The sequence below is a fragment of the Streptomyces sp. NRRL B-24484 genome (assembly GCF_000717715.1).
In the GTDB taxonomy this organism is placed as follows: domain Bacteria; phylum Actinomycetota; class Actinomycetes; order Streptomycetales; family Streptomycetaceae; genus Kitasatospora.
The window spans coordinates 15,468-36,661 of record NZ_JOAI01000058.1 but is presented as its reverse complement, the minus strand read 5'-3'; the positions used below and the strand labels follow the sequence as shown (position 1 = coordinate 36,661).

The 21,194-nt window shown below is 73.1% G+C and carries 18 protein-coding genes and 2 pseudogenes; 8 read left to right on the top strand and 12 right to left on the bottom strand.

What is annotated here, in order from left to right:
* Positions 1 to 421: 421 nt before the first annotated feature.
* Both IE98_RS0136465 and IE98_RS0136460 read right to left on the bottom strand, forming a co-directional pair.
* A pseudogene (locus IE98_RS0136465) lies at positions 422 to 702 on the bottom strand (transposase); the annotation flags it as partial.
* A 314-nt stretch (positions 703 to 1,016) separates the two neighbouring features.
* A complete protein-coding gene (locus tag IE98_RS0136460) occupies positions 1,017 to 1,475 on the bottom strand; it encodes a MarR family winged helix-turn-helix transcriptional regulator (protein WP_030276285.1) in 459 nt (152 codons plus the stop codon).
* Positions 1,476 to 1,585: 110 nt separating this feature from the next.
* Between IE98_RS0136460 and IE98_RS0136455 the strand changes: the two genes are divergently transcribed.
* Complete coding sequence (locus IE98_RS0136455) at positions 1,586 to 2,515, top strand: alpha/beta hydrolase (RefSeq protein WP_030276284.1); 930 nt, start codon at positions 1,586 to 1,588, stop codon at positions 2,513 to 2,515.
* A 217-nt stretch (positions 2,516 to 2,732) separates the two neighbouring features.
* On the opposite strand, the gene IE98_RS0136450 is transcribed toward IE98_RS0136455, so the two are convergent.
* Positions 2,733 to 3,593, bottom strand: a complete 861-nt coding sequence (locus IE98_RS0136450; RefSeq protein WP_030276282.1) for an SDR family oxidoreductase — start codon at positions 3,591 to 3,593, stop codon at positions 2,733 to 2,735.
* Between the two features lie 89 nt (positions 3,594 to 3,682).
* On the opposite strand from IE98_RS0136450, the gene IE98_RS0136445 reads away from it, so the two are divergent.
* Complete coding sequence (locus IE98_RS0136445) at positions 3,683 to 4,411, top strand: TetR/AcrR family transcriptional regulator (protein WP_030276281.1); 729 nt, start codon at positions 3,683 to 3,685, stop codon at positions 4,409 to 4,411.
* A 161-nt stretch (positions 4,412 to 4,572) separates the two neighbouring features.
* On the opposite strand, the gene IE98_RS0136440 is transcribed toward IE98_RS0136445, so the two are convergent.
* Positions 4,573 to 5,046 (bottom strand): VOC family protein, encoded by a 474-nt coding sequence (locus IE98_RS0136440; RefSeq protein WP_030276280.1) that lies wholly within the window; start codon positions 5,044 to 5,046, stop codon positions 4,573 to 4,575.
* A gap of 548 nt (positions 5,047 to 5,594) precedes the next feature.
* Here IE98_RS0136440 and IE98_RS0136435 point away from each other — a divergent pair.
* Positions 5,595 to 6,452: an S-methyl-5'-thioadenosine phosphorylase gene (locus tag IE98_RS0136435; RefSeq protein WP_030276279.1), complete on the top strand. Its 858-nt coding sequence runs from the start codon at positions 5,595 to 5,597 to the stop codon at positions 6,450 to 6,452.
* Here the strand turns inward: IE98_RS0136435 and IE98_RS0136430 are convergent.
* Positions 6,418 to 6,849, bottom strand: coding sequence for a hypothetical protein (locus IE98_RS0136430; RefSeq protein ID WP_043175971.1), 432 nt, complete (start codon positions 6,847 to 6,849; stop codon positions 6,418 to 6,420). The genes IE98_RS0136435 and IE98_RS0136430 overlap by 35 nt on opposite strands.
* Entirely contained in the window at positions 6,846 to 7,982 is a 1,137-nt protein-coding gene (locus tag IE98_RS0136425; RefSeq protein ID WP_078661590.1) for a molybdopterin-dependent oxidoreductase, read from the bottom strand. Before IE98_RS0136425 ends, IE98_RS0136430 begins: the two co-directional genes overlap by 4 nt.
* A gap of 174 nt (positions 7,983 to 8,156) precedes the next feature.
* Between IE98_RS0136425 and IE98_RS0136420 the strand changes: the two genes are divergently transcribed.
* Positions 8,157 to 9,494: a glycosyltransferase 87 family protein gene (locus tag IE98_RS0136420; protein ID WP_106976811.1), complete on the top strand. Its 1,338-nt coding sequence runs from the start codon at positions 8,157 to 8,159 to the stop codon at positions 9,492 to 9,494.
* A gap of 528 nt (positions 9,495 to 10,022) precedes the next feature.
* Here the strand turns inward: IE98_RS0136420 and IE98_RS0136415 are convergent.
* From IE98_RS0136415 to IE98_RS50275, 3 genes and pseudogenes are all read right to left on the bottom strand, one after another.
* A complete protein-coding gene (locus tag IE98_RS0136415) occupies positions 10,023 to 10,691 on the bottom strand; it encodes a class I SAM-dependent methyltransferase (RefSeq protein WP_043175969.1) in 669 nt (222 codons plus the stop codon).
* Complete coding sequence (locus IE98_RS50280) at positions 10,688 to 11,215, bottom strand: TIGR04282 family arsenosugar biosynthesis glycosyltransferase (RefSeq protein ID WP_234443812.1); 528 nt, start codon at positions 11,213 to 11,215, stop codon at positions 10,688 to 10,690. Before IE98_RS50280 ends, IE98_RS0136415 begins: the two co-directional genes overlap by 4 nt.
* 102 nt (positions 11,216 to 11,317) lie before the next feature.
* Positions 11,318 to 12,028, bottom strand: a pseudogene (locus tag IE98_RS50275) (glycosyltransferase family 2 protein); the annotation flags it as partial.
* 175 nt (positions 12,029 to 12,203) lie between these two features.
* Here IE98_RS50275 and IE98_RS0136405 point away from each other — a divergent pair.
* Together IE98_RS0136405 and IE98_RS0136400 are read left to right on the top strand one after the other, a co-directional pair.
* Positions 12,204 to 12,959 (top strand): response regulator transcription factor, encoded by a 756-nt coding sequence (locus IE98_RS0136405; RefSeq protein ID WP_234443811.1) that lies wholly within the window; start codon positions 12,204 to 12,206, stop codon positions 12,957 to 12,959.
* Entirely contained in the window at positions 12,956 to 14,092 is a 1,137-nt protein-coding gene (locus IE98_RS0136400; protein WP_030276272.1) for a sensor histidine kinase, read from the top strand. The genes IE98_RS0136405 and IE98_RS0136400 overlap by 4 nt, the downstream gene beginning before the upstream one ends.
* On the opposite strand, the gene IE98_RS0136395 is transcribed toward IE98_RS0136400, so the two are convergent.
* On the bottom strand, positions 14,093 to 15,148 hold the full coding sequence (locus tag IE98_RS0136395; RefSeq protein ID WP_030276271.1) for an NAD-dependent epimerase/dehydratase family protein: 1,056 nt from the start codon (positions 15,146 to 15,148) through the stop codon (positions 14,093 to 14,095).
* Positions 15,149 to 15,334: 186 nt separating this feature from the next.
* On the opposite strand from IE98_RS0136395, the gene IE98_RS0136390 reads away from it, so the two are divergent.
* On the top strand, positions 15,335 to 15,565 hold the full coding sequence (locus IE98_RS0136390) for a hypothetical protein (RefSeq protein WP_199923025.1): 231 nt from the start codon (positions 15,335 to 15,337) through the stop codon (positions 15,563 to 15,565).
* A gap of 1,101 nt (positions 15,566 to 16,666) precedes the next feature.
* Entirely contained in the window at positions 16,667 to 18,091 is a 1,425-nt protein-coding gene (locus IE98_RS0136385) for a hypothetical protein (RefSeq protein ID WP_052391449.1), read from the top strand.
* Between the two features lie 509 nt (positions 18,092 to 18,600).
* Here the strand turns inward: IE98_RS0136385 and kdpF are convergent.
* Both kdpF and IE98_RS0136365 read right to left on the bottom strand, forming a co-directional pair.
* Positions 18,601 to 18,690 carry a K(+)-transporting ATPase subunit F gene (kdpF, locus tag IE98_RS45825; RefSeq protein ID WP_043175968.1) on the bottom strand — a complete coding sequence of 30 codons (90 nt, stop codon included), beginning with the start codon at positions 18,688 to 18,690 and terminating at the stop codon, positions 18,601 to 18,603.
* A gap of 501 nt (positions 18,691 to 19,191) precedes the next feature.
* Complete coding sequence (locus IE98_RS0136365) at positions 19,192 to 21,141, bottom strand: potassium transporter Kup (RefSeq protein ID WP_030276268.1); 1,950 nt, start codon at positions 21,139 to 21,141, stop codon at positions 19,192 to 19,194.
* Positions 21,142 to 21,194: the final 53 nt, after the last annotated feature.

Below are 21,194 nucleotides of genomic sequence, written 5' to 3'. Positions count from 1 at the left end.
CCCTCGCCCGCCGCCGCCTCAACGTCCTCTGGGCCCTCATACGCGACCAGCGCACCTTCACCACCGAGCCACCCCGACGCGACCTCGCAGAGGCATGACACAACCACCCCGCGTCACCAGGCCGGTTGACAAACACCATTGGGAATCACTGATCAACTAATCGTGCCCGGCTGTGCGTGGACGATGCCAGAACGCGCCGCTACCTCGCGACGCGGCGCCGGCACCCTCGTACAGGCGGCTTCAAGGGTGAGGTCGGCTCATGCCCGTCTACCGCTTCAACCCGCCGCCGAACTGGCGCGGGATGGATGCCGCCGCAGGGTTGGCAGCCGGACCCGGCCTGGGGGCCCGCTGCCCGCGGGGTGGGAAGTGTGGGTGGCGAGGTCGTGTCCCTCGACGTGGTGTAGTGGTCGTGTGCCAACGGTCATGAAACCGGCGGGAGTTCGTCGCGGGTGCGCTCGCCGGGGTAGATCTGGTCCATGCTTCCCTCGGGCAGACAGCGGCGGGGAAAGGCGGTCCATTCGTCGTGCATCTCGAACAGCACGGCGGTGACCAGCCGCAGGAGCGCGTCGTCGTTGGGGAAGACCTGGACGACGTCGGTGCGGCGTTCGATCTCGCGGTTGATCCGTTCCAGTGGGTTGGTGGACTGGATCTTCTTCCAATGTCGTTCCGGGAAGCGGCGAAGGCGGTCAGGTCGTCCTTGGCCCCCGGCAGCGGGCACGGCGATCCCCTCGTCCGCGGCGCCTCGGCCGCCCTCCGGCAGGCAGCCGAGGCAGCGACGTGACCGAGGTCGTCGCCCCGGTGCTGCGCAGGTGAGGACGGGTTCTGGTCCAACGTCTGCGGAGTGGTGACCCCCCGTACCCCTCGCCACGCCCACTCCATGCCGTGCTCGGCGAGTTGCGTGAGGTGCTCCGGGGCGGGCATCGCGCGGCCGGCCCTCCGGTGGGTTCAACCAAGCACCCGGACCCGCATGGACGACCTCGGTGCTCTCCTCGCTCCCGGCGAACGCCATGTGCGGGTCAGGTGCCCTCGTTCCGGCCGGCCCGGTCGGGGCTCGCCTCCAGGGTTGCGCGGAGGTCGGCCAGGGTCGAGGCGATGCGGGCCAGCTCGTCCGGGTGAACCGTCGCGGTCAGTGAGGCGAGCTCGCCCTCGACAACGGGGCGGGCGGCGGACAGCTGCTCCTCACCCGCGGGTGTGAGGCGGAGGACGGACGAGCGGCGGTCCTGGGGGTGAGCGACCCGCAGGCACCAGCCTGCTGCCACCAGCCGGTCGACCGCCTTGCTGACGGCCCCCACGGTGATCGCCAGTTCGCCGACGATGTCGAGCACGCGGCACTCCGGTACGCGGTCGATGATCTCCAGGAGCTCGAACTGCCCCAGTCCCAGCCCTTGTTCGGCGCGCAGTCGGGCGCTCGCCGCGTTGTAGAGCCGGGTCTCGACGCGGACCAGATCGGTGAAGATGGGCGTGATGTGGCTCACATCGGCCTTCCAGTAGATTCTTGGGAATCATCTTCCGAGGAATCCGGTTAGAGTCGGGCAGATGGATTCCCGGGAATCCATCTTCGCATCCCGACCCATGGAGGCCCCACATGTCCCGACAGCAGCGCGACGCCCTGGACGCCCTGCTCCGCTCCGTCCCTCGCAGCGATGTGCGGCCCACTCCCGAGGAGGAGCGCAGCGGTTTCGCTGCGGCCCTCACCCGCCCCGCGCCGGAGGGCGTGGTCACCCGCAGGACCGTCCTGGGCGGGCGGCCGGCCCTGGAGCTGGAGCCGGCCGAGGTCTCCGGCCCCGGCCGACTGCTCTACCTGCACGGCGGCGGCTACGTCATCGGCTCGCCGGACACCCATGCAGGGCTGGCCGGTGAACTGGCCCGCCGCGCCGGGCTGCGCGCGACGTCGGTGGACTACCGGCTGGCGCCCGAGCATCCCTTCCCCGCGGCCGTCGACGACGGGCTCGAGGCCTACCGCGAACTGCTGGCGTCGGGCGCCGACCCGCGGGACGTCGTCGTGGCCGGTGACTCCGCCGGCGGCGGACTGGGCATCGCCACGCTGCTCGCCGCCCGGGAGGCCGGACTGCCGCAGCCGGCCGCCGTGGTCGTCTTCTCGCCCTGGGCCGACCTCACCCTCTCCGGAGGAAGCATCCGTTCCAAGGAGAGCGCCGACCCCATCTTCACCGAGGCCGACGTGCGCGCCTACGCCGATCTCTACGTCGGCGCGGGCGACCGGGCCAATCCCTTGGCCAGCCCGGTGTTCGCCGACCTCACCGGACTTCCCCCGCTCCTCGTACAGGTGGGGGCGAACGAGGTGCTGCTCGACGACGCGGTCCGCCTGGCCGGCCGCGCGGGCGCGGACGGCGTCGAGGTCACGCTCGAAGTCGGCCCCGGTCTTCCGCACGTCTACCAGCACCACTACGGCCGCCTCGACGAGGCGGACGCCGCACTCGACCGCGCCGCCCGCTTCCTCGCCGCCCATGTGCATGCCGGCCGCCCGGGTGCCGGCCACCTCGAACCGGTCCACTGACACGGGCCCGGCGTGCTCCACGCGATGTCGGCGACGGCCACGGGAACACCACCGGCGGCAGCCGCCCCGGGCGGCTGCCCCCGCGCCGTGCACCGCGCGACTGAGGTGATCGCGCCGCCGCCGGTGCCGTCGATCCGCACCCCGGCGAGCGAGTGGGGGCGCGGGGTGGCGGGCGCCGGGGCGACGCACAGGGCAGCGGGTCCGCGCCCCGCCGGATCTATTCGGCCCAGGCGTGCTCCAGCAGGGTGCGGAAGGTGGCGGGCTCCCGGCCGATCAGGTCGGCCAGCGTCGGGTCGGTGGCGGTGAACTCGCCGTTCCGCGCTGCCGCGAAGATGCTCAGCACCAGGTCGGCGATCGGGGCCGGGGCGCCGTGTGCCAGAGCCTGCTCGCGGAAGGCTTCGTCGGGGACGACGGTGCGGGTGAAGGGCCGTCCGGTGGCCCGGGTCGCGATCTCGGCGACGGCGTCGAAGTCGAGCGTCACCGCGCCGGTGAGCGGCGGGGTGGGTCCCTCGAAGCGGCCCTCGTCGGCGAGGATCGCCGCGGTCGCCTCGGCGAGGTCGTCGTGGCCGGTCCAGGCGACGGGGCCGTCGGCGGGGAGGGCGATGTCGCCGGTGTGGCGGGCGGGCTCCAGGAACTGCAAGGCGCTGGCCGTGTAGAAGCCGTTGCGCAGGGCGGTCCAGGGCAGGCCGGTGGCGCGCAGCAGGTCCTCGGTCCGGGCGTGGTCGCGGCATGCCTGGAAGCGGGAGTCGTGGGCGGCGCCCATCTGGCTGGTGTAGAGGATGCGGCCGACGCCGGCCTTCACGGCCGCGTCGATGGCGGCGCGGTGGCCGGTGACGCACTCCTCGCCCGTGCGGTCGAGGGAGACGAGGAGCAGTTGTTCGGCGCCCTCGAAGGAGTGCACGAGGGAGGCGGGGTCGTCGAAGTCGCCCTGCCGGACGCGGACGCCGCGGTCGGCGAGGTCCTGGGCCTTGCGGGGGTCGCGGACGCTGACGCCGAGGTGGTCGGCGGGGAAGCGGTCCAGGAGGCGCTCGACGGTGCGGCGGCCGAGCTTTCCGGTGGCTCCGGTCACGATGATCACGGAAGTTCTCCCCTGTTGTTTTCGGTGGAATCACTTTTATGTTAACACCGGAACTAACGCTGGAAGCAAGCCTCCGATATCATCGATTCATGCCCATCCGCGACACCACCGACAGTCCTCGCCACCGCATCGTCGTGGCGGCCGTCGACCTGCTGGAGAGCGGCGGACCGGACGCGGTGAGCACCCGCGCGGTCGCCGCCGCGGCCGGGATGCAGCCGCCGGCGATCTACCGCCTCTTCGGCGACAAGGAGGGGCTGCTGGAGGCCGTCGCCGAGCACGGCTACGCACAGTTCCTGGAGAGCAAGCGCGCGCAGCTCGACCCCGCCCCGGAGGACCCGGTGGAGGAGCTGCGCCGCGGTTGGGACCTGGTGGTGGAGTTCGGGGTCTCGCGTCCGGAGCTGTTCGCGGTGATGAACCGGGCCACCGGCCGGGAGTCGGACGCAGCACACCGCGCGGGCCTGGAGATCCTCCACGGGCGGGTGCGCCGGCTGGCGGCCGGGGGGTGGCTGCGGGTCGACGAGGAACTGGCCGCCCAGATCATCCAGGCCACCGGCCGAGGTGCGGTCATCACCTGGCACTCCACCCCCGCGGAACGCCGCAATCCGGCACTGCTGACCATCCTGCGCGAGTCCATGATCGCCGCCGTCACCCGCGCCGAACCGACGGTCCCCGCCGCGGAGACCGGTCCCGCCCCGGCGGCCCGCGCGCTGCGCGCCGCCCTCCCCGACGACGCGGACGTCCTGAGCGACGCCGAGCAGCGCCTGCTGCGCGAGTGGCTCACCCGCCTCGCGGCAGACGGCGGCGCGCCGAAGGACTGATCTCGCGGCAGGAGTCCTCGGGCAGGTTGAACCTTCCGAGGCGCCTTGGTCGAGGAATCCGCCGGCGCACCGTGCGGCGCCGGCTCAAGGGCGCCGCGACCCCGAGCCGGCCTCTTTACGGGCGGGCGCGGTCCGCGCGGATCCCCGCCGAGCCGGGTTCGTCAGGTGTCGGTGTCGACGTGCGCCAGGATGCCTTTGAGCAGCCCGGTGGCCTGGCCCACCTCGATGAGGTAGCCGTCCGGATCGCGCATGTAGCAGCGGAGCTCGGCTCGGCGGTCGATGGGCGGGGTGAGGAACTCGGCCCCCTTGGCCCTCGCCCTGGCGTAGAAGTCGTCGATGTCCGCCACCCGCACGTTGAGGAAGCTGGAGACCGTGTGGGGGTCCTCCGGCGTGCGCAGGACGACATCCGGTTTGTCGTCGGTGGGGCCGCCGCCCGGGTTCATGATGATCCAGCTGTTGGCGGCCTTGACGATGCAGGGGTTCTCGGCCAGCACGACCCTTCCACCCAGTACGTCGACGTAGAACGCCCGCGAGCGAGGGACGTCGCTGACCGTGAGGAAGTGCGTGAGCACCAGGCCCTCGGCCGGTGCGGGAAGGTCACCGGCTGCGCCGCCGGCAGACGTGACGTCGGACATGCGTCGAGCGTATGGCGCTCATGGCCGTGCGGCATTCCCGGCCTGCGACTCTTCACCGGGGAAGCGCCCCGGTCGGTACGGAACAAGGACTTCAACGATCTTCATTCGGCCAGGCAGAGGATCTCCGCCCACAGGCGAGCAACAGACCTCTCGCTCCGGCACGGCAGAGCATCAAGGAGATACGGCCCGCGAACGACGGCGGCCCTCACCGACGGGCCCGTGCCGGCCGAGACGTCCCAGATCCACTCGACGTCACCCGAGGCCGCCTGGGCCGCCGAGCGAGGACTTGAACCACGGAAATCAATGGGCCGGCGGGGTCGGTCACGGCCTGGCCGCACGAGGTCGGCATCGATCCGCTCGGAGCCCGGCGACTTCTTCCGCCGGACCGGGTGCACCGGCAGGCCGGTGGACCGCGCGTCGGCCTGCCGGGTGCCGAGCTCGCGGCGTGGCGGACGTTCGAGATTCGTAAGCCCTCGTGTCCCCGGTTCCGGCACGGTCCGTTCCTACAGTGGCCGGGAGGTTGTTCCCGAGAAGAGAGGTGGGCCGGGATGACGGTCGACCAGGACGTCCTGCCACGCGCCGACGTGGGCGTGATCGGCGGCTCAGGGCTCTACGAGCTGCTGGACGACGTGACCGAGGTGCGGGTGGACACCCCGTACGGTGACCCCAGCGACGCGCTGTTCGTGGGGGAGGCGGCCGGGCGCCGGGTCGCGTTCCTGCCCCGGCACGGGCGCGGCCACCGGCTTCCCCCGCACCGGATCAACTACCGCGCCAACCTGTGGGCGCTGCACTCCCTGGGCGTCCGGCAGGTGCTCGCGCCGTGCGCGGTGGGAGGGCTGCGCCCGGAGTACGGGCCGGGCACCCTGCTGGTGCCCGACCAGTTCGTGGACCGGACCTCGGGCCGCCCGCAGACCTTCTACGACGGGCTGCCGCTGCCGGACGGCACGCTGCCGCACGTGGTGCACGTGTCGATGGCCGACCCGTACTGCCCCGCGGGACGGCGCCGGGCGATGGAGGCCGCCCGGGCCACCGCCTGGGAGCCGGTCGACGGCGGCACGCTGGTGGTGATCGAGGGCCCGCGCTTCTCCACCCGCGCGGAGTCCCGCTGGTTCACCGCCAACGGCTGGTCGGTGGTCGGCATGACCGGCCACCCCGAGGCCGTCCTCGCCCGTGAACTCGGCCTCTGCTACACCTCCATCGCCCTGGTCACCGATCTGGACGCCGGTGTGGAGAGCGGGCAGGGCGTCACCCACGGCGAGGTGCTGAAGGAGTTCGCCCGCAACGTCGACCGGCTGCGCACCGTGCTGTTCAAGGCGGTGGAGGGGCTTCCGCCGGTGCGCGAGTGCCCGTGCGGGCACGCCCTCGACGGACTCACGACCGGTCTTCCCGGGGTGCCCGGCGCCTGACGGCCCGGCCGCGCCGCCACCGCCCGACGAACGCGACCAGCAGCGCAACGCCGGCGGTGGCGGCCAGCACCAGCAGCCAGTTGCGCAGATAGGGCAGCGGCAGCACCGACGGGTTGCCGCCGTCGTCGCCCGCACGCAGTACGGCGGGCAGGCCGACGGCGGTGACGGCCGCCGCGACGACCAGCCACCCCCGCAGCAACGGCCGGCGGACCAGGAACACGCCGAGCAGACACACCAGCGGCACCCACAGCCCGTCGTGGATCACCAGCCCGCCGACCCCCCACACCAGGACGTCCACCGGGTCGGTGATGTACGGGTCGCCGAGCAGCCCGTGCAGGCCGTAGCCGATCAGGGCGAGGCCGGCTGTCAGGACCAGGGCCCGGACCGCGGTGGTCATGCGATCACCTCGATGCGCTCGACCCACTTGGTCTGCAGGACGCCGGGACGGTTCGGCGCGATGACGCGTGCAGGGAACCCGTGGTCCGCGTCCAGGACTTCGCCGTTGACCCGCAGGGCGAGCAGGCTGAGCGGATCGTCGACGTACGGTGCGGGCATCTCCATCACCCGGTACGGTCCTTCGACCTCCAGAGAGGTGACCCGCACCGCCGAACCGGGCAGGGCACCGGCCCGCCGCACCAGGTCGGCCATCCGCACCCCCGTCCACCGGGCTGCCGCGCTCCAGCCCTCCACGCAGGAGATCGGCAACTCCAACTCGTACTGCGGCAGTTCGGCGAGATCGGCGAGGGTGAGCTCGTACGGCCGCGGTCCGTCGACCCGCAGCCGCCAGCCGACCGGCACGGTGACCGTCCCGGCCTGGGCGGCGGTGCGGTTCACCGGCAGCCCCTGGGGGCCGATGTCGGGGCGCCGTGGGGCCAGCAGGTCCAGGGCACGCAGCCAGGGCACACTTTGACCGGCGGTCACGAGGGTGACGGTGCCGACCGCTGCGGCGGTCGCCGCGAGGAACGCACGGCGCTGCGCCAGGGCCGGAGCGGCCCGGCGCCACCAGACGGAGGCGACCAGCGGCGCCTTGACGGCGAGATGGACCAGAAGCCCGCCGGTGGCCAGCCAGCCCAGCCAGAAGTGGGTCTGCCGGAACGGGAACGGCCACGGGTACCACTGCAGGGTGTTCAGCAGGCCCGTGAACAGCTCCAGCAGAACGGCCGCCACGAGGACGGCGATGCCGAGCCGCTCCAGAGCGTGCAGCACGCTGCGCGCCGGCGGCCACTCGAACAGCCGGGGGTAGACCACCCACAGTTTCGCGCCGACCAGCGGAATCGCGGCCAGACCGCTGATCACGTGCAGCCCCTGGGTGATCCGGTAGCCGTTCACCGGCCGCGCGGGCAGGTGCGGTGCGAGCCAGCCGGGCGGGCCCTGGAGCAGATGGCTGGTCAGACCGGTCAGGAAGCAGACCAGCAGGGCCACGCCCAGCCAGCGTCCGACGGCGACCACCGTGCGCGGTTCGTGCAGCGCAGAGGTGAAGGTCCCCTCACGCAACGGCCCGCGACGAAGGAACGCGGGTGGAGCAGGCAGCGGCGGGTCGAAGCGGCGGCGGACGGTCGGAGCGCCGGAGTCGGCGGGTTCGATTTCCACGCGTCCATCGAAGCGCCCCGGCACGTCATCCCGGTGCTCCGACGTGCTTACGGAATCCGAACGGCGCCCGCGCGGAGCGGCCCGCCCGCCGCTGCCGGTGGGAGGGTGGGCGGCGTGACCTCCCGCACCGTCCTGCCCTGCCTCCTCGCCCTCGCCGCCCTGGTCACCGCCCTGGCGCTGACCGTCGCCCGCAGCGGCACCCTCCCACTGCCCGGGTGGTACCTCCTCGACGTCGTCCTCTTCGCACTCGCGCTGCTGCTGCTGCGCAGGGTGCCCGGCCGGCAGGCGGGACCGCTCGTCCTGGCCGGCAGCATCGCCGTGGCCGCCGTCGGACTCCTGGCCCCACCGCGCACCAGCGACGACGCCTACCGCTACGTGTGGGACGGCCGGGTCCAGGCGGCCGGGATCTCGCCCTACGCCCGCACCCCGGACGATCCGGCGCTGGCGCGCCTGCGCGATCCCGGGCTCTTCCCGGCGGACCACGACTGCACGGGCTGGGACGAGCGACGCACCACGGCCGGGGACTGCACCCGCATCAACCGGCCGGCCGTGCACACCGTCTACCCGCCCGTGGCGCAGGCGTGGTTCCTCGCGCTCCACCCGTTCGGCGGCGGGGTCCGCGGGGTGCAGGCCGGCGGGGCCGTACTGGCACTGGCCACCACCGGGCTCCTGCTGAGGCCGGGCAGGGAGGCGCGGCGGGCCGCGCTGTGGGGATGGTTCCCCGGCGTGACCGTGTGGGCCGTCAACGATGCGCACGTGGACACGCTGGGCGCACTGCTCACGATCGCAGGCCTCGGCTGCGCGACGCGAGGGCGGCCGGTCCGCGGGGGACTCCTCCTGGGCGGCGCGGTCGCGGCCAAACTGCTGCCGGCCCTCGCCCTCCCGGGTGCGCTGTCCGGTCTCCTGGCCCGGCGTCCGACCCGCAGCGACGTCCTGCTCGTCGGATCCGCGCTCGGCCTCTTCGCACTGAGCTACCTCCCGTACGCGGCGGCCTCGGGCGCCTCCGTCCTCGGCTACCTGCCGGGCTACCTCCAGGAGGAGGGCTACGAGCAGGGGCACATCGACCGGTTCGGACTGCTGCGCCTCGTGCTGCCCGACCGCCTCGCGCCGTGGGCCGCGGCGACGGTCCTCGCGGCCGTGGTGGTCCGGGTCCTGCGCCGGGGTGACCCGCACCGACCGTGGGCCGGCGCACTCCTGGTGACGGGCACGGCGCTGCTCCTGGTCGCGCCCTCCTACCCGTGGTACGGGCTGCTCGTGGTCGCGCTGGTCGCACTCGACGGCCGCTGGGAGTGGCTGGCCGTCCCGGCCGCCGGGCAGGTGCTCTACCTGACGGGAGGCCAGACCGCCCAGCAGCTGGCCTACGGGACGGCCCTGTGCATCGTCCTCCTGGTCCCGCTGCTGCGACAGCACCTCGCGGGACCCGCAGTGGTGGCGGTGGGCGGCGAGAAGTGACGGAAGTCCGAGGGGCGGGCCCCGGGCCCGGCCGCTCCCGCCCCTCGGCCCGTCGAATCGGCGGCGGGACCGACCGCTCGCCCGCCGCACGGTGCGCGCACGTGTCGAGGCCGAGCCGCTTCCGTCGCGCGGCCCGCCAGTGGCCACGGACCGTACGGGCACGCACGCGGCGCCGGCCGGCGGGGAGGCCCAACGCCGGGCAGGAGCCGTCCGCGCGCGGTCGCCCGGGGTGATACCGGTCATCGTCGGCACCGGCCCCTTGATGCGGCTGACCCGCGTGGCACCGCCGGGCCCGCGGACCGGCGCGACCTTCGTCCACGACCGGCTCGCGGCCGTCTCCCCGATCCGAGACGGCCGCATCAGGACGGCCGTGCAGGGAGCCCGGAACCCGGAGCGGAACGCGGACCGGGCCGGTCGACCGGCGCCGGGGCGAGCGGGAACACCGGCAGTGGCAGGGCGGGACCCCCGCAGTGGCAGGGCAGGAGCCCGTCGGGCGCGCCGGACGGGCTCCCGCGTGCCGCGGCCTCCTCAGCGCGGACGGATCCCCCTGCGGAAGGCGAGGAACCGGCGGCGGTGGGAGGACCAGCGTTCCGTCTCGACGAGCCCGGCCCGTCCGGCACGACGGGCGGTGGCCGCCGCGCCGCAGCGGGCCCAGACGAACGGCGGCCCCAACCGCCCGTCGTGTCCCTCGACCCGGACGGTGATCCTCTCGTCGATCTCCCCCGGCTCCACCTCGACCAGCAATACGCCGGCCGGTGCGAGGAGTTCGGCGCTCCTGGCGAGCAGCAGCCCCGGGTCGCCGCCGATGCCGAGATTGCCGTCGGCGAGCAGTGCGCCACCCCAGCGTCCCTCCGCGGGCAGCCGGTCGAACACCGAGCGGCACAGGGCCGGCCCACCGAGGCCGCGGGTCCGGGCCACGGCGGCCCGGGTGATGTCGACACCGAGCGCAGGCACCCCGAGGCCCAGCAGGGCCGCGACCAGGCGGCCGGGGCCGCAACCGAGATCCACCACCGGGGCGGACAGCCCGATGCAGCGCCGCAGCAGCCCGTGGTCCGCTCCGGCTGCAGGCGCGCACCAGCGCTCCACGTCGAGGGGGATCCGGCGGCCGTCCTCGCCGCGGAGCCACAGCGGGCCCCGGCCGGTGCGGACGGCCTCGGCGAACGGGTCGTCCACCCAGGCCTCGGCCTCGACGGTCACCCCGCCACCTCCCGGGCAGCCTCGACCGCGGCCAGGCACGCGGCGAACCTGCTGCTCGGCACGTCGGCGGCGACGTGGTGCGCATCCCGGATCGTGTCCACGTCGGTGAGCACCGGCAGCTGCCGGACCGTCAGATCCGCCGCCCTCAAACGTTCGAGCAGGACCTTCCCGGTGTCCGGCGTGGACATCGGCACGTCCAGGAGGAGGCGCCGGGCCAGCTCCTCGCCGGGCCTGGCCAGCCCGAGCGCCCAGAATCCCCCGTCGCGGGCCGGGCCGTACCAGGCATCGACGCCCGTGCGCCCTGCCGGTGACAGGGCCTCGGCGAGGACGGCGGCGTCCACCTGCGGGGTGTCCATGCCCACCAGCAGCGCGGGCGCATCCGGAGCGATCCGGGCGGCGTGTGCGAAGGCCGCCGAGAGCCGGGCGTCCAGCCCGCCGTCCGACTGCGGTACGACCTGCCACCCGGGGGGCAGCCAGGCGCCCACGGCGCCGTCCAGCACGAGCAGCCGCCGTCCGGCCGGCATCACGGAGAGGACGGCGAGGGTGTCGGCGAGGGCGGCCTCGGCCAGTGCCGCCCCCTGCTCCGGAGTGCAGGGCGGGGTGAGGCGGGTCTTCACGCGTCCGGGGACCGGCGACTTGGCGATCACCAGCAAGGTCGGGGCCGGTGCGGCCAGGACGGCACGCATGTCGCGGACGGCCTGCCGGGTGCCGCGCACGGTACCGGTGACCTTGGAGCGCCCCGTCCGCGGCAGGTAGTCGACGGGCGTCTCGGCGATCCGCATCCCGGCCGCCGTCGCGGCGAGCACCATCTCCAAGGGATAGCCGGACCGGCGGTCGCCCAGGCCCAGGGCCAGCAGCCGGTCGCGGCGGGCGGCCCGCATCGGCCCGAGGTCGTGCACCGGCGCGCCCGTCCGCAACCGCAGCCGGCGGGCCAGCACGGCATTGGCCAGGCGGGCGTGCAGCGGCCACGCCCCGGCCGTCGAGGGACGGCGCCGACCGAGCACCAGGTCCGCCGAACCGGCCAGCACCGGCGCCGCGACCCGCGGCAGCTGAGCGGGATCGAGCGAGCCGTCGCAGTCCATGAAGCAGACCAGCTCGGCGGTGGCGGCGAGCAGTCCGGCATGGCACGCGGCGCCGAAGCCGCGCCGCGGCTCCTCGACGACCGTCGCGCCCAGCGAGCGCGCCAGCTCGGCGGAGCCGTCACGGGAACCGTTGTCGACGACGATCGCCCGCCAGCCCGCAGGCACACGCCCCAGTACCCAGGGCAGGGCCTCGGCCTCGTCGAGGCACGGCAGGATCACATCGGCACACGGGAACGGGGGAGTCGGAGATGTCACGTCGGCCACGCTAAGCGCGGGCAGGCCGGTTGCGGCCGAACCGCGCCCTTACGAAAGTCCTACGCCAGCCGGCCGGCCGCCGTCCCGCGCCGCATCGGATCGGCGATCTTACGGAACACGAACATCGACCCCGGCGCGGCACCGCGGCACCGCCACAGCTCGTATCCTCGGCGAGGTGAACGACAGCCCCGCCTCCGCCGGACCGCCGGACCCCGCCCGCATCCTGGTGATCGACGACGACCTCACCGTGGGCGAGGTCGTCGCCGGCTACCTCACCCGGGCCGGCCACCACGTCGACCGGGCCTGCGACGGCGACCAGGGCCTCGCCCTGGCGCGCGCCCACTGCCCCGACCTCCTGGTCCTCGACCTCATGCTCCCCGGGACCGACGGCCTGGAGATCCTGCGCAGGCTGCGCGCATCCGAGGACGGCGCCGACCTCCCGGTGGTCATGCTCACCGCCAAGGGCGACGAGGCCGACCGCATCCTCGGTCTGGAACTGGGCGCCGACGACTACGTCACCAAGCCCTTCAGCCCGCGGGAACTCGTCCTGCGCATCCAGTCCGTCCTACGCCGCTCCCGTGCCACCGCTCCCGCGGCGCCCTCCCCGGCGCTGCTGGTGTCCGGGGACATCACGCTGGACCCGCAGGCCCGCCTCGCACACCGCAACGGACGCGAACTCATGCTCACACTGAGGGAGTTCGACCTGCTCGTCTTCCTCCTGCAGCACCCGCGCACGGTCCTTTCACGGCAGGAGCTGATGCATCGGGTCTGGGGCTGGGACTTCGGCGACCTGTCCACCGTCACCGTCCACGTCCGCCGGCTGCGCGAGAAGATCGAGGACGACCCCGCCGCACCGAAGCTGATCGCCACGGTCTGGGGCGTCGGCTACCGCTACGACCCCGCGATCGACGACAAGGACGGCCCGGCGTGAAGGACCTGCTGCTCATCGCCCTGTTCGCCGGTCTCGGTGCCGCCGGTGCGGGCCTGCTCGGCTGGGCGGCCGTCCGGCTGCTGCGGCGCCGCTCGATGGCACTGTCGCTCTTCTGCGTCGCCGTCGTCACCGTCCTCGCCGTCTCCTCCGGGACGTTCGCCGTCGCCCAGGCGATGTTCCTCTCCGGGCACGACCTCGGCGTGGTGATCACCGTGCTCGGCATGGCGTCCGTCGTCTCGCTGCTCACAGCGGCACTGCTCGGGCGCCAGGTGGTGGCCGGCAGCCGCGCCCTGACCGCGGCCGCCCGCACCGTCGGCAGCGACACCGGGTTCACCGCACCCGACCACCCCCTCGGGCTCGAACTCGCCCAGCTCAGTGCGGAACTCGCCGCCACCAGCGCCCGGCTGGCCCAGTCGCGGGCCCGGGCACAGACGCTGGACGCCTCGCGGCGCGAGCTGATCGCCTGGATCTCGCACGACCTGCGCACCCCGCTCGCCGGTCTGCGGGCCATGGCCGAAGCTCTGGAGGACGGAGTGGTCGACGAGCCGGGGCACTACCTGGGGCGGATCCGCACCGAGGTCGAGCGGCTCGCCGGGATGGTCGACGACCTCTTCGAACTCTCCCGCATCCAGGCGGGCGCGCTGTCCCTCACGGTGTCGCGGGTGTCCGTCTACGACCTGGTCGACGATGCACTCGCCGGCGCCCACCCCCTGGCCCGCCGGCACGGAGTCCGCCTGGAGGGTCGTCAGGTCGTCGCCGAGCCGGTCGAGGTGGACAGCCGGGAGATCACCCGGGTGCTCGGCAACCTCCTCGTCAACGCGATCCGCTCGACGCCCGAGGACGGCGTCGTCGCGGTCTCGGCCCGCCGGGAGCTGGACGAGGTCGTCCTCTCGGTCACCGACGGCTGCGGGGGCATCCCGGAACAGGATCTCTCCCGCGTGTTCGAAACCGGCTGGCGCGGCAGCACGGCCCGCACGCCGCGGCGCGATCCCGGCGAGGGCGGGGACAGCGGGGCCGGCCTCGGCCTGGCCATCGTCCGCGGCATCGTCGAGGCCCACGCCGGCCGCGCCCGGGTGCACAACGTCACCGGAGGCTGCTGCTTCGAGATCGCGCTGCCGGCGGCACGCGGGTAGTCAGGCCCGCAGCGGGGCGGCGGCGAACTCGGCCATTCCCGCGAGGAACGGCACCCGGGCCCGCCAGCCCAGTTCGTCCCGCAGCCGGGAGGAATCGGCGGTGATGTGCCGAACGTCCCCGAGCCGGTACTGACCCGTCACCACCGGCGCAGGTCCGCCGCAGGCCTCCGCCAGCGCCCGGGCCATCCCACCGACCGTGTTCACCTCCCCACTGCCGACGTTGTACGCCCGGCTGCTTCCCGGCAGCCGGCCGTCGATGTCCTCCAGTGCGGCGAGGTTCGCCGCCGCAACGTCGTCGACGTGGACGAAGTCCCGGCGCTGTCCACCGTCCTCGAACACCCGGGGAGCCTCGCCGCGGGCCAGCGCGGACCGGAACAGGGAGGCGACCCCTGCGTACGGCGTGTCGCGCGGCATGCCCGCGCCGTACACGTTGTGGTAGCGCAGCGTCAGGACGGACCCGCCGCACGCCCGGGCCCAGGCGGCGGCCAGGTGCTCCTGGGCGAGCTTGCTCGCGGCGTACACGTTGCGGGGGTCACCGGGTGCGTCCTCCGCCACCAGGCCCGGCCGGAGCAGGGTCCTGCACACCGGACACGGCGGTTCGAACCGCCCGGCGTCGAGATCGTCCCGCCGCCGGGGACCGGGCGCCACACTGCCGTGCTCCGGGCACACGTACCGGCCCTCGCCGTAGACCACCATCGATCCGGCCAGTACCAGGTTCCGCACCTCTGCCCGTGCCATCGCGGACAGGAGCACCGCTGTTCCGAGGTCGTTGCAGCCGACGTACTCGGGCGCGTCGTCGAGGTCGAGACCGAGGCCGACCATCGCCGCTTGGTGGCAGACCGCATCCACTCCGGCCAGGGCCTGCTCCACCACCGGCGTGTCCCGTACGTCGCCGTGCAGGAACTCGACGCCGGCAGGCAGGTCGGGTGCGGCCGCCGACGGGTGGACGGCGGGCAGCAGTGCGTCCAGTACGCGGACCTCGTGGCCCGCAGCGAACAGAGCACGCACGACGGCCGAACCGATGAACCCGGCGCCGCCGGTTACCAGAATCCTCATGACCGGCGACGCTACCGGCCGGCTCGGCCGCAGGGCCGTCGCGGCGCGGCACCGTCAGCGATCCGTAAGGCGGTCGCCCCACGGCGGCGGCCGGTGAGCGGGTGCCCGGTCGTCCTGCGGACCGGCCACGGGGCACGTCCGCGGCGGGCGGCGAGGTGTTCGGCGACGGCGATCCGCTGCTCGCGGGTGGCGAGGTCGGGACGGGGCCGCGTACGCACGTACGGCGCCATGGACGGCTACCTCCTGCGCCACCCCCAGGACATCAGGCGGCCGTACCAGCACTACTCCATCAACAACCAGTGGCAGCGAATCAAGCGTACGAGCACCGTCGACATCACCTTCAGGACCTACCGGCACCTCATGCCCGGCTCCATAGGCCGCGCTGCGCAGGTCATCAATCTCGGTCTTACCGCCTGACGACGGATGTTCTGCCCACAGCCCACTGTCGGGCGGGGCATCCCGCTGCTTCATTCCGAGGAGCGCTGCTGCTTGACCCAGGCCTGCACTCAGCGACCTTGAACCGGAGCTTCGCATTCCGGCCCCGCCCGAACCTGTACGGGACGAGCCCCACCCGGGAGGCTTCCCGATACACCCACGGCACCGACATGTTCAAATACTCCGCAGTCTGCTTGGCATCCATGAACTGCGATGACACAACGCCTCCAGACAAGCCCGGGTGGCTTTCACTCGATCTCGCGGGTAACGGTCCCCGAGTCCCAGGGCTTGGACGAGCAGGAATCTGCCGGTACACCCGTCCAACCGCCGGTGTCACGCCCCAACTGCCTGCGCATGGCAACACGTGTCTGTCCCTTTGCGGCCAGCGGCGCCCGGCCCACGCCTCCGAGGCCGCCGTCCGAGCCGACGGCCTGCATCGTCGAGCCACTCGGGATATCGACGTTGGTAAGAGGACCGCAATCAGGAAGCGGGACATCAGCACCGACACTCTCGGCCGTGGGCCGGCAGCCCGGGTCACCGCCGCCAGCACCAAGGACGACAGGGCCGGGCGGCAGCTGCTGACCGCGGTCGCCGCCGAGGGCCCACACCGTCCCAAGACCTGGGCCGGTGTGGGCTACGAGAACGCCGTCGTCGGCGACGCCGCCACCGACCCGGCTCGGGAGTTCCGAAGGTGCTGTACGGGCTCATCAAGGAGGTGCTCGGGCAGCAGGAAGTCCGAGAGCTGACGGTGTCTCCACCGTCAATGATCCGTCAGGAAAACCGTCGCATGCGTCAAGGGAGCGTCAGGGAGCGGCCGGCCGCGGTCGGGTGGCCCCTAGCGTGAGCTGCGCCGAACGGCTCCGCGTCCTTCGTGAGGAAGGAGCGCGGGTCGTGCCGGAGTCCGGCTCTCCGGACGGACACACCGAGGAGGGCGTTCGGCGGCCAACCGGCAGGGGGAGGGGACGCGCGGTCATGGCACCGGGTGCGCTGGATACGACGACCGGTACCAAGAGGACGGGCTCGCCGGCGGTGGCGGGCCCCGGGGCAGCAGCTGGGCCGCCCGGGTCGCGCGCTCCCCTTGCCGTGGTCTCGGCTGCCCGCAGGCGTGTCGGCCGGTCCTCCTGGACCACCCCGAGGCTGGTCCGGGCGCTCACCGCGGCCTGCCTGGTCTGTGTGCTCGGCCTCGGCGGGGCCGTCGCTTCGGTGCTCGCCGGTGCGCGGGACGGCATCGACGTCATCGGCCACCGGGCCGCCCCGCAGGCCGTCCGCGCCGCCGACCTCTACTTCGCCCTCAGCGACATGGACGCCCAGGCGGCCAACCTCCTGCTGATCGGCGCGGACCCCGACTACCTCGCCCTGCGCAGGCAGACCCTGGACACCTACGAGCAGCGCCGCACCGAGGCCGGCGAGGACCTCCAGCGCGCCGCCGAGGCCGCCGCCGGAGACCCGGCCGGGCAGCGCGCGGTGCAGACCGTGATCGGCGAACTCGGCCGCTACGAGGCGCTGGTGGCCCGCACCCAGCTGCTGGAGGACCAGGACCAGGCCCCCGCCGGCCGGCCGTCCGCGCAGGCACTGGAGACCTACCGGCAGGCCACCGACCTGCTCCGCCAGCGCCTCCTGCCCGCGGCGGACCAGGTCACCGCCGCCAACGCCGCCACCGTGGACCGCGTTTACACGGAGCAGCGCGAGGGCCTCGCGGCCGGCTGGTGGTGGATCCTGGCGACCGGCCTGCTCGCCCTCGTGGCGCTCGGCGCCCTGCATCACACGCTCACCGTCCGTTTCCGCCGCCTGGTCAACCCGCTGCTCGCCGCCGTCACCCTGCTGACCGCGGTCGCCCTGCTCGCCGGGCTGCACCTCTCCACGCAGGCCGACCGTGACCTGGTGGTGGCCAAGAGCAACGCCTACGACTCCGTCCTCGCCCTCAGCCGCGCCCGCGCCACTGCGTACGACATGAACGCGGACGAGAGCCGCTACCTCACTGACCCGGTCCGGGCCGCCGCGTACGAGCAGGGCTTCTTCGACAAGACCCAGGCTTTCGCCCGGCTCGAGGGCGCCTCGCTCGGCGACTACGACCTGCGGCTGAAGGCGGCCGCCGAGGCGCATCGCGCCGACCGCAGCGACGTCCCGTTCGGCGGATACCTCGGCGACGAGCTGCGTAACATCACCTTCGCCGGTGAACAGGACACCGCCGAGCGCGTACTGGAGGCCTTCCGGCAGTACCAGCTCGATGACCGGAGGATGCGCGCCCTGCGAGCCCAGGGCCGCCTCAAGGAAGCTGTCACCTTCAACACCGGCCTCGCGGCCGGCCAGTCCAATGCCGACTTCGCCGAGCTCGGCGACGCGCTGGACGCCGTCCTCGCCGTCAACCGGCAGGCGATGGACCGCGCGGTGGCGCAGGCGGACGGCGAACTCGACGGACCTGCAGCCGCCGGCGGTACCGTGCTGCTGGCTGCGCTCCTTGCGCTCACCGTCCTCGGCGTCAGGCCCCGCCTGCGCGAGTACCGCTGATTATGAGTACGTCCACACACCGGGGGAGACACGGCGGACCGGGTCCGCGAGGAGGCCGGCGAACTCGGCCTCGCCCCGGGTGACCGGGCGCCAGTGGCTGGAGGGCACCCGCGAGGACTTCGCGGAGGAGTGGAAGTACGGGCTCGAGCAGCTCAACGGGACGCGCCCGGCATCAGCCGGAACAAACCCCGGGCCGGGAACTCACACCTGGCACCCGTGTCCCACTGCTGTCCGCCAAGGCGTACCTGCCGAAGCCGTCTGCTCTCTGCGGCGCCTTGATCGTCGAACTCACCACCCCCGATCCGGACGGGTGGCAGCAGCTGTACTCCGCCTGTTCGTCCGGACCGTTCGAAGCATCGCTTCCCTGGTGCCGCCGATGTCGACAACCTCGCAGCTGGCAGCCCCGGTGCCGGTGGCCCCGCCGGAGCAGGAGGCGTTGGCCGCGCAGCGCAGGTTCCGGCGGCCCCTTCAGGAGGTGCTCCGATGAGCCGCCGGGTCGGCAGCCCGCTTCAGAACTTGTCCGGGTACTTCAGGGCCAGGATCAGATAGACGACGAGTGCGGCGGCGACCAGGAGACCGGCGGCGGTGTCGGCACTCATGTGCCACTCCTCATGAGGTGTCAGGCCTACGTTGGAGCAGGCGGAGGGCGTGCGGGGGATCCGAATCCCCGAGCGGTGGTGCGGGCACAGAGGAAGCCCGCGCCGGGGAGACTATTCCCGCCTGCCGGGCAGCTGGTCCGACCCTGACGGCTCCTTGACCCCGGCAGCATCGAACTTGACGGAACGTTGACAGGAGCCGTGTGTACGGTCACGCCCGGGGCTGCCGACGGGCCGGTGGGCTCCATAACCGGGCCACCCACGTGCGGCGCAGACGGGCCCGTCACGTCTTCGAGCCGGGGGCGGGGCCGGCGGCCCGGCGCGAGCTGGTGTGGGCGGTTCGACGCGTGGCCGGCCGCTGCGGGCGTCGCACCGGGGTGGACCGTCGCCTGGCGCGACGAACACCTGCGCGCTCATTCCACGCCGCCTACGGTCGGCGTACGCGGACATCGTGTCAGCGCCACCCTTCGGCCTTCTGCTCTCCGGGCCCGGTGGACGCGGTCGCTACACCTCGATGTGGGAGCCCATGATGACGGTGCGGTCGCGCGGGAGGCCGAAGTACTCGGCGGCGTCGGCCGTGATGTAGGAGGTGGCGACGAACAGCCGTTTGCGCCACGGTGCCATCGTCGGTTCCTTGCCGCGCCGGAGTTCGATCTTCGACAGGAAGTAGGTCGCCTGGTCGAGTTGCAGCTCGCCCTCGGTGTCGGCCGGTTCGAGCAACGCCAGCGTGCCGGGCACGTCGGGTGTCTCCATGTAGCCGACCCGGGCGGTGACGTGGATGATCCCGTCCTCCGCGTAGCCGAGGTCGTCGACGACGATCCGTTGCTCGGCCGCGACCCGGGGGACGGTCTCGGTCCGGATGGAGAGGATCACGACCTGGTCGTGCCGCACGTGGTTGTGCTCGACGTTGGCGCGCATCGCCAGGGGCGTGGTCTGCTTGCCCCGGTTGAGGAAGACGGCCGTGCCGGGGACCTTCAACGCCCGCACTCGCCCGCTGTGGAGCTGGTCGACGAACTGGCGCAGCGATCCTTCGTGGCGTTCCCGCTCGGCGGTGACGATCTCCCGGCCGCGCTGCCAGGTCGTCATGACGGTGAACGCGGTGAGGCCGATGAGGAGGGGCAGCCAGGCGCCGTGGAGGAGCTTGGTGGCGTTGGCGGCCACGAAGAGCAGGTCGACGAAGAGCAGGACGGCCGCACCGACGGCGACCAGCCACTTCGGCGTGCCCCACCTGGCACGGGCGACGTAGAAGAACAGCAGGGTGGTGATGGTGATGGTGCCGGTGACCGCCATGCCGAAGGCGAAGGCGAGCGCGGTGGAGCTGCGGAACGCGAAGACGAGGGTGAGCACCGAGACCATCAGCAGCCAGTTGATCCAGGGGACGTAGATCTGGCCGATGGTGGACTCGGAGGTGTGCGCGATCCGCAGCCTCGGCAGGTAGCCGAGCTGGGCGGCCTGGGAGGCGACCGAGTACGCGCCGGTGATCACCGCCTGGGATGCGATCACGGTGGCCGCCGTGGCCAGCACGACCATCGCGAGCCGTCCCCAGCCGGGCACGAGCAGGAAGAACGGGCTGCTGATGTTGCCCGGGTCGTCGAGGATCAGTGCGCCCTGGCCGAGGTAGCTGAGGGTGCAGGCCGGGAAGACGAGGAACAGCCAGCCGCGGGTGATCGGCCGGCGGCCGAAGTGCCCCATGTCGGCGTAGAGCGCCTCGGCGCCGGTGACCGCGAGCACGACCGCGGCCAGGGCGAAGAATGCGGTGCCGAAGTGGCCGAACAGGAAGCCCAGGGCGTAGCTCGGGGACAGCGCCTTGAGGATCTCCGGGTGGTCGGCGATGCCGGAGATCCCGCACGCCCCGATGGCCGTGAACCAGAGGATCATCACCGGCCCGAACACCCGGCCCACCGCTGCTGTGCCCCTGCGCTGGACCAGGAAGAGCACGACGATGATGGCGGCCGTGATGGGCACGACCGCGTCCTCCAGTGACGGCTCGACGACCTTGAGCCCCTCGACCGCGGAGAGCACCGAGATCGCCGGGGTGATCATGCTGTCGCCGAAGAACAGCGACGCACCGAAGATGCCCAGCGCGGCCAGCACGACGGTGGTCCTCCGGCCCCGCTGCGAGGCCGACCGCCGCAGCAGGGTGATCAGCGCCATGATGCCGCCCTCGCCGTCGTTGTCGGCGCGCATCGCCAGCAGGACGTACGTGACCAGGACGATGACCACCACCGACCAGAAGATGAGCGAGACCACCCCGTACAGGTTCTCCGTGGAGACCGGTACGGGGTGCGGGTCCTCCGGGTTGAACACGGTCTGCAGGGTGTAGATCGGGCTGGTGCCGATGTCGCCGAAGACCACGCCGAGGGCACCGATCGTCAGCGCGAGGCCCGCCAAGCCGGTGGAACGACCCGGGTGACCGGGTGTCGGCTGCCGGGCTTCGGGGCCGTTGTCGGCCATGGGTCCTCCTCCGCGCGGGCGCTCGGCTGCAGGGCTGGTGCACTGGGGCGGAC